Genomic DNA, 7,190 nt, shown 5'->3' on the forward strand with positions numbered 1-7,190 from the left:
TAGGGCATCTTTGACAGTGCCACAACGATATAAATTGGATAGCCTTTCTAAAATATATCGTAATCGAATAGAAGCGCGGTTTCAACCCGCTTCTATTCACCGATTAGAATCCCCGTCTTTTTAAAGCGGGGAGATGTCAAATACAGGTCTAGGTCACATCTGGGGTTAAACCGTCTCTAACCGTTGCAGCACGGAGGAGGGTTTTTTGTCAATAAATTCCGCCGGCGAAATTTGATATTTAATCAGATTGGCTAATTCCTGTAGTTGGCTGATGGCTTCCGCACCTTCGAGTTTCATTAACTCTCGATCATCGCGCATTTCTGTCCAGGTGATGCCGTAATCGGACACGAGAAACCGAATTAGATGGGTTTCACCCAATCCGACCATAAAGGATGCGCTGTTCATTTGACCGCCACAGGTGTAGCAAGATGCTAGATAACCTTGATTTTCTAGTGCGATCGCTAAGGCCTGTAAATCCATGACCAAGTCTTTGACTAGTTGGCGATGCTGTTCTGCAAGTCGTTTAAACACAATGTTCCTCCTGACAACACTGCTCAATTATAAAACCTTAATACTTTTTTAAGATTCTTTTTTGAGAGAATAAGGTATATGAACCAGGTTTTTTTACGGATGTTAAGTAACAAAATGTAAAGAACCCGATACCTAGAGTAGCGTGAATTCCTGATATCGCCAAGTATGTGTAAGTACAAAGCTACCAGTTTATCCGTCTTTCCACCCCCTCGATCCCAACTATTCCCATCATGCCTATTTTTAAAGTTTAAGATCCGGTTTCGACAAAAAAGTTCGCAAATCTATGTTGACTGCCTATCCTAACCAAGAAGTTAATTTTACACGACTACTTAATAGTGACGTGGAGTATAAACCCATTGCTTGCTTTTACCCTGCTCAATCAGGCGAGTTTTACTCGACCCGATCAAAATTATGGTTCGCATATCCGCATCTTTAATAGTCATATCCTCTAGGAATTTCACCGTCACTGTTTCCCCTTTTCGCCCTAAATTACGCGCTAGTACCACAGGAGTTTGCGGCGAGCGCCATTGTAATAAAATCTCTTTTGCCTTCTCCAATTGCCAAGTGCGCTCTTGAGACACAGGATTATAAAATGCGATCGCTAAATCTGCTCGGGCCGCTAACTCAATGCGCTGAGAAATCACCTGCCAAGATTTGAGAATATCCGATAGGGAAATCGCACAAAAATCATGTCCTAAAAGTGCGCCAACCCTCGCGGCCGCCGCTTGCATCGCCGAAATCCCCGGACAGACCTGAATGGCCACCTGCTGCCATGCCGGTTTTGCTTTTTTTTCTAATACCTCAAACACGGCCGCGGCCATGGCATAAATGCCAGGATCTCCGGAGGAAACTAAGACAACCGATCGCCCCTTAGCCGCTAAATCTAGGGCTATTTCTGCGCGATCGAGTTCCACCCGATTATCCGATTCATGGCGGACAATTTCTGGTTTTCGCAGGGATTCTACCAAATCCAAATAGGTTTTATAACCCACCCAATCCGTGGCTTTTTCCAACACTTCTCGAACTTCTGGCGACATCCAATTTAGCGCACCAGGGCCGGTTCCGACTATGGCTAATTTACCTTGACTTTCCTGGGCAAAATCCCCTGGGGACAAACTGGATTTTTCCTTAATTTGCTGGCTTTCCTCATACAGATAAACTAAACAGGCAGTGCTAGGTTTTGCCAAGTTTAAGTTATTTTTATCGATAATCTCAATGCTCAATTTTGCTGCTGATGAAATCGGTAAATTACTATTTTTTAACCAGTCCGCTTCACCGATTAATTTTACTTTTTCACCCGCCAATAAATCGGCAAGAAACTTCTTAGCATCATCGGGATTAACTAACTGATAACCCAGTGGTGGCGATAATAAAGTCGTTTTAAATCTAATATCACCAGTGGTGGTAATTGCGGGGGAAATTTGCCAAACCGAGGCAATTTGACGAGCGAGATCATTAACCCCTTGTAAACCCCCCAACAAAGGCACTACGGCACTGCCATCTTCTGCGATTGCTAATACAGGTGGTTCTTGCCATTTATTAGTTAATAAAGGTGCTAAAGTGCGAATCAAAATACCCGCCGCACAAATGCCAATAATTGGCGTTCCCGTCTGGAAAAATTCTCGCACCGTTTCGCCAAAATTAGTATAGGTAAAATCAGCCGAATGGGTACGATCTATTAACCCATAAACCACTGCTTCCGGTAGGGCCATTTGCACTTGACGAGCAACGGGGAGGCTGGTTTCTCCTAAAATGAGAATAGCTGGAGGTTTCATTTGGCTTCCCCTGACTGCGCTGCAGTTAACTTTTGGATAAATTCTTGATGTTCTACCGAGTTAATTCCAGCCTTTAAGATGTCCAACACCCGTGACATATTGCCGTTGAGCATGGCTGAAATATCTAACCACAAACCCGGAAATACTAGAGAGCAAATCACCCCTTCTTGGTTGGGTAACAAAGAAATATAATCGCCATCTTGTAAACTAAACCAATCAATTTTTTGATCAAATACCTGCCAAATAAGGTATTCTTGAATGCCACCGCGTCGATAAGCACGTTTTTTATCCCCTAAATCTATGGCGGCACTACTAGCGGCAATTTCTACCACTAATTCCGGCGCTCCTTCTAGGTATCCCTCTACAGTTAGGGTTGATTTTCCCCCGCTTTCTTGACTAATTAATAACACCCCATCCGGCTGTAGTTCGTTGTCGATATCCAAGCGAACTGTTGGCTCAATACCCATTTGTACTTGGGGTGTAGCAGCTTGATAAACTCCCAACCAAGTGATTAAACGTCCGTGGGGTTCAGCATGAAATTTAAACCTTAATGGGGATGCCATATACACAACTCCTTCGATCAGTTCGGCTTTTTTTAATCCTGGCATAGCTTGATAACGGCGCTCGAATTCGGGACGAATTAAGCGATCCCCATTTTCTAACGGGGGTAAATGTTGAGTGGTTACAATCTGAGAAGTTAAGGATTTAACCGGAGAAGAAGTCATGGTGGCAGTCTTTGGGAACAAAACAGCATTGATTTTATTATAGATTGTTTCATTGGACTTCTTGAGGGATTTAATTTTTAACTGAAATTTCGCCAGAAGTCCTGAGCTTTTAGCGATGGGATGAATGGCAACCAACATATAGACAATTCCCCAAAACTATAGCATTTATCTTAGTGGTGAGGTACAAAATTTTCCTTTTGGGAAGTCGGTGGTCGATACCAAATTAGGTTACACTTCATCTAGTATGAGAAACGCTGTCATAACTGATATAGCGCCCCTAAATGAAATGTAAACGTCCTCTGCTTGCCGTCAAGCGACACCCGACTTCTAGAGCCTACCCATTCACGAGTCAATTAGGCACACTATAACTAATAACTGATAATCGATAACTGATAATGTTGGTTCCCCTTACCCGTCAATCGATCGAGCAAATTGTCCCGATTATCGCCACCGGCCCCCAGTACGCTCACTATTGGGGTAAATGGTCTGATTTTCTGCGCCGTTTATTCATTTCTATCATCGCTCTCACCGCAGCTTGGTTAATCGGTAATTTATTCGGCCCGGGTGGTTTAACAATTAAACTGATTTTCGACATTATCGCCGGTTTATATTGGCTCTGGGGTCCGGTTTATTGGGCCAGTGTTCGCAATAATACCTATCGTCGTCTTCCCTACGGGGGGTTTTGGCGCGGTCGCGTTTTCGATGCTTTTGTCACCGAGGAATTAATCGGGGAAGAAGAAAGGGTCAATAAACGCGGGGAATTAGAGATTATCGAAAATCGCCAACGCTGTATTAATCTAGAAATCGGTGATCAAACTGGCTTTTCGGCGATCGTTCGCGCTCCCCTCAAACGCATTCATAAATCGATCCGTCCCGGGATGGTGGCCGAAGCTTTGTTAATGTCTCGAGACCCCGATTTAGGGGATATCAATCAGCTTTCTGATGTCCATCTTCCCCAACTCGACCAGTGGATAGGGGAATATCCTGTGCTGCGACGGGATATTTTTCAGCAAGTTAGTCGCGAATTAGGAGGGGGAAAAGAACCCCGGCCAAAACCTTCTCGTTATTCTAATAATGTCATCCGAAGACGCAAAACCCGTTAATGGTTCGGCGATCTTTGAAAAGATACCAGTTTCTCAGTCATCAATGAATCATAATTTACAGATTTTGGGTAATTTAATCCTTGTTTTTGCCGTTTTTGAACCATCAAAAATTAATTATGCAAGAGGTTTAATATAATGTTAATTGAGCTTAGAAGGAGATAAATCGATGACGGCATCCTATGAGCAAGACTTTGGACTTTGGGCCGAACAAATGGCCGATTTATTAGCCTCTGGTCGGTTTTCCGAGTTAGATATTGAGAATTTAGTCGAAGAGGTGCGGGATTTGTCGAAACGGGAGCGCGATCGCTTACTTGCTAGTCTCAGATTAATTTTGCATCATTTATTAAAGTGGGACTATCAACCTCAACGGCGATCCAGGGGTTGGTTGGGAACTATTCAGCGAGAAAGAGCTAATATTAGGCTTTATTTGGACGATAGCCCCAGTTTAAAGCGATATTTAACCGATGAAAGCCTATTTAAACTCTATGCTGTTGCTTGTGCCGATGCCTTTAGAGAGACGGGATTAGAGTTTCCCCCCATTTGTCCCTACGGTATTGAGGATATTTTAAATCGTTCTCTTCATTTGTCGGAACGATAGACGAATCCCCTCACCTAACGACTGTATCTTAGAATACATTTTGCCTACCAAAACCAGCCGAAACCCCTAGTGATTTTCTTCTTCTCTATTTTCAATATTTATTGCTGACATTTCTGAAGGCAAAGGAGTTGCTAACGAATATTGACATCAATCATCAATTGATTTTTTTCAATCTTTATATTCGCTCTTTTCACAACAATGAAAGCAGAAATAGAATCACTGGCATCGTATTCAAGAGAAAAATCTCTTTTATAACTAGCGTCCTCTAACCATTCAGCAATATTACGCCAATTCTCTACCTTGCCATTATTATTACCCACCAGTTCTTTAACGTATTGATAGAGTGTAGTACATAAATCTACCTCAACTCCTTTACGACTCTTCTTGAGTTTTTCAGCAATTTCTGTGGGACTATAACCGCAGAGTAATCCTTGTAAATGTTTTTTTTCAGTAGGAGTCAGTCGCTTTCCCTTAACAGAAGCAAGATCAAGATAAAGAGTTTCTAAGTCCCATTGACTCATAGCTCGGGAAAAAGGGTCATTATTGGTATCCATAAATTTTTGCCTAAAAATTTCCTAGTCAGATTCTAGCATAATTCCTAGTGTTGACTAATTGAATGATGTAGAACTATAACTTATTGTAAATGATTAGTAAACAACCACTTTTTAATTGAGGTAATTAAATATGCCTAGTTATACTCCTCCTACCAGTTATACTGGTACTAAAAATGGCGATATAATCTACGGATCTGCTCAAAATGATTATATTTTTGGGGCTGATGGGGGTGATAAATTATATGGCGGTCTTGGAAATGATACTCTTGCGGGAGGTGAAGGAAATGACTATCTTGATGGAGGCGATGGTGACGATATTTTGCAAGGATCGGACACTCTTAATTATTACTACGGCATCCCCAGTCTAACTGTCCCAGAATATGATACTTTAGTTGGAGGTGCGGGTCGTGATACATTTGTAATTGGGACTAATCGAGGTAATCTTAATATGGGACCAGGTTATGTAGTAATAGCTGATTTTACCTCTTTTGTTGATCGCATTCAAGTTAAACGAAGAACGAAGAACGAAGTGGAGTATCTATTACTCTTAAAAAACAAAATATGGTTGGAGGAGGTGCTTCAGATACACTTATTTATAATGGTACAGATTTGATAGCAGTTGTTCAAGATAATAGTAGTTTACAATTAAATAGTAGTTATTTTAACTTTGTTTAATGCAACTATCAGATTTTGTAGTGGACTGTTTCAGCTAATTTGGTGTATTAGAAAAATGCTATAAATTCTATAATCTAAGACTTTAAGCCGAAATCTATTGCCCTATTTTAGTTGAAACAGTCCAGTAGGGTGCGTTAGGTGGCCACCAATTCTGATAAAAAAACAAAATCAATAATCCGCACCCCACGCAGCAAATTTATTATTAAATTGGTGCATTATGCTTTCGCACTTCACACCCTAAGAGTGGTAAGAAGTTGAAGGGTGATCGTTCTTGTCGGTGGGGTGGAGTGCGATCTCTGTCATCGAATAAGATATAATTGGGAAAGTCCAAATAATTAAAGCATTATGAGTTACCAAAACATTATTACCATTGAACCTGGAAAACGCAGCGGAAAACCCTGCATTCGAGGAATGCGTATAACTGTGTACGATATTCTAGAATATTTAGCAGCAGGAATGACAGAAGCAGAAATTCTTGAGGATTTTTCAGAATTAACTTCCGAGGATATCAAAGCTTGTTTGGCTTTTGCTGCTGATCGAGAGAAAAAATTATTTATCACCTCTTTATGAAACTGTTATTAGATGAAAATTTGTCAGATCGGATTATTGATAAAATAATTGATTTATATTCTGATTCTCAGCACGTCAAGACTTTAGGACTGATCAATACTGATGATGCACTTATCTGGGAATTTGCCAAATTCAACGATTTTGTAATTGTCTCTAAAGATGCCGATTTTCATCAGCGCAGTCTATTACATGGTCATCCACCCAAATTTATCTATCTTCGTATTGGCAATAGTCCCACTGCAAAAATTATCGAAATTTTAAGGGATAATTTTTTAATCGTTATTAAATTTTACAATAGTGAAACAGAAAGTATGCTGATATTAGGTTGAGTGTGATCGCTGATCTGGTAGGGTGTGTGTTTGCGGCTACCAATTCTGTTAAAAAACCAAAATCAATAATCCGCTCCCCACGCAGCAAATTTATTATTAGACCTCTTGCAAAAGTCTTAAGTCGATCCTTGTACAGCAACATTTTTGAAGATTATCAACTACTAATAAATAATTAACTGAAAGTCCCTCCTAAGCTTTTACGCATTTAAGTTACATTGACAGCATTACCCTTATTTTTAAGTTTTCTACTCCATTTAATAATCAATCCCCCTTCATTTAAAAGCTGATTGACTACTTTTTCCAGTTCTTCTTTATTTTCAAATTCTCGAT

The 7,190-nt window shown here is 40.6% G+C and carries 10 protein-coding genes and 1 pseudogene; 6 read left to right on the forward strand and 5 right to left on the reverse strand.

What is annotated here, in order from left to right; all coding sequences use genetic code 11:
* Positions 1-165 precede the first annotated feature (165 nt).
* The 3 genes from O9295_RS26960 to O9295_RS26970 form a co-directional block, all read right to left on the reverse strand.
* The gene (locus O9295_RS26960) at positions 166-531 is read right to left on the reverse strand and encodes a DUF1815 family protein (protein ID WP_002801757.1); all 366 of its coding nucleotides are present in this window, start codon (positions 529-531) and stop codon (positions 166-168) included.
* A gap of 329 nt (positions 532-860) precedes the next feature.
* The gene (gene cobJ / locus O9295_RS26965; RefSeq protein WP_288036331.1) at positions 861-2,306 is read right to left on the reverse strand and encodes a precorrin-3B C(17)-methyltransferase; all 1,446 of its coding nucleotides are present in this window, start codon (positions 2,304-2,306) and stop codon (positions 861-863) included.
* Positions 2,303-3,169, reverse strand: a complete 867-nt coding sequence (locus tag O9295_RS26970; protein WP_288036333.1) for a Uma2 family endonuclease — start codon at positions 3,167-3,169, stop codon at positions 2,303-2,305. The genes cobJ and O9295_RS26970 overlap by 4 nt, the downstream gene beginning before the upstream one ends.
* Positions 3,170-3,426: 257 nt before the next feature.
* Between O9295_RS26970 and O9295_RS26975 the strand changes: the two genes are divergently transcribed.
* The 3 genes from O9295_RS26975 to O9295_RS26985 are packed head-to-tail and all read left to right on the forward strand — an operon-like array spanning position 3,427 to position 4,732.
* The gene (locus O9295_RS26975) at positions 3,427-4,134 is read left to right on the forward strand and encodes a DUF8619 family protein (RefSeq protein WP_002740014.1); all 708 of its coding nucleotides are present in this window, start codon (positions 3,427-3,429) and stop codon (positions 4,132-4,134) included.
* On the forward strand, positions 4,106-4,270 hold the full coding sequence (locus O9295_RS26980) for a hypothetical protein (RefSeq protein WP_288036335.1): 165 nt from the start codon (positions 4,106-4,108) through the stop codon (positions 4,268-4,270). Before O9295_RS26975 ends, O9295_RS26980 begins: the two co-directional genes overlap by 29 nt.
* A gap of 30 nt (positions 4,271-4,300) precedes the next feature.
* Entirely contained in the window at positions 4,301-4,732 is a 432-nt protein-coding gene (locus tag O9295_RS26985; RefSeq protein WP_288036337.1) for a DUF29 domain-containing protein, read from the forward strand.
* Positions 4,733-4,863: 131 nt separating this feature from the next.
* On the opposite strand, the gene O9295_RS26990 is transcribed toward O9295_RS26985, so the two are convergent.
* Positions 4,864-5,253 carry a helix-turn-helix transcriptional regulator gene (locus O9295_RS26990; protein ID WP_288036339.1) on the reverse strand — a complete coding sequence of 130 codons (390 nt, stop codon included), beginning with the start codon at positions 5,251-5,253 and terminating at the stop codon, positions 4,864-4,866.
* A 163-nt stretch (positions 5,254-5,416) separates the two neighbouring features.
* Between O9295_RS26990 and O9295_RS26995 the strand changes: the two genes are divergently transcribed.
* The 3 genes from O9295_RS26995 (at position 5,417) to O9295_RS27005 (ending at position 6,860) form a co-directional block, all read left to right on the forward strand.
* On the forward strand, positions 5,417-5,899 hold the full coding sequence (locus O9295_RS26995) for a calcium-binding protein (protein WP_288036341.1): 483 nt from the start codon (positions 5,417-5,419) through the stop codon (positions 5,897-5,899).
* 407 nt (positions 5,900-6,306) lie between these two features.
* Complete coding sequence (locus O9295_RS27000) at positions 6,307-6,531, forward strand: DUF433 domain-containing protein (protein ID WP_002745983.1); 225 nt, start codon at positions 6,307-6,309, stop codon at positions 6,529-6,531.
* Complete coding sequence (locus tag O9295_RS27005; protein WP_288036343.1) at positions 6,528-6,860, forward strand: DUF5615 family PIN-like protein; 333 nt, start codon at positions 6,528-6,530, stop codon at positions 6,858-6,860. The genes O9295_RS27000 and O9295_RS27005 overlap by 4 nt, the downstream gene beginning before the upstream one ends.
* A 205-nt stretch (positions 6,861-7,065) precedes the next feature.
* Here O9295_RS27005 and O9295_RS27010 read toward each other — a convergent pair.
* Positions 7,066-7,190: pseudogene (locus O9295_RS27010) on the reverse strand (IS630 family transposase); the annotation flags it as partial.

The sequence above is a fragment of the Microcystis sp. LE18-22.4A genome (assembly GCF_027531105.1).
In the GTDB taxonomy this organism is placed as follows: Bacteria; Cyanobacteriota; Cyanobacteriia; order Cyanobacteriales; family Microcystaceae; genus Microcystis; species Microcystis aeruginosa.

Excerpts from the sequence above, each read along its gene's own strand:
- cobJ (WP_288036331.1), bottom strand. The coding sequence starts at position 2,306 with ATGAAACCTCCAGCTATTCTCATTTTAGGAGAAACCAGCCTCCCCGTT.
- O9295_RS26970 (WP_288036333.1), bottom strand. The coding sequence starts at position 3,169 with ATGTTGGTTGCCATTCATCCCATCGCTAAAAGCTCAGGACTTCTGGCG.
- O9295_RS26975 (WP_002740014.1), top strand. The coding sequence starts at position 3,427 with ATGTTGGTTCCCCTTACCCGTCAATCGATCGAGCAAATTGTCCCGATT.
- O9295_RS26980 (WP_288036335.1), top strand. The coding sequence starts at position 4,106 with ATGTCATCCGAAGACGCAAAACCCGTTAATGGTTCGGCGATCTTTGAA.
- O9295_RS26985 (WP_288036337.1), top strand. The coding sequence starts at position 4,301 with ATGACGGCATCCTATGAGCAAGACTTTGGACTTTGGGCCGAACAAATG.
- O9295_RS26990 (WP_288036339.1), bottom strand. The coding sequence starts at position 5,253 with ATGAGTCAATGGGACTTAGAAACTCTTTATCTTGATCTTGCTTCTGTT.
- O9295_RS26995 (WP_288036341.1), top strand. The coding sequence starts at position 5,417 with ATGCCTAGTTATACTCCTCCTACCAGTTATACTGGTACTAAAAATGGC.
- O9295_RS27000 (WP_002745983.1), top strand. The coding sequence starts at position 6,307 with ATGAGTTACCAAAACATTATTACCATTGAACCTGGAAAACGCAGCGGA.
- O9295_RS27005 (WP_288036343.1), top strand. The coding sequence starts at position 6,528 with ATGAAACTGTTATTAGATGAAAATTTGTCAGATCGGATTATTGATAAA.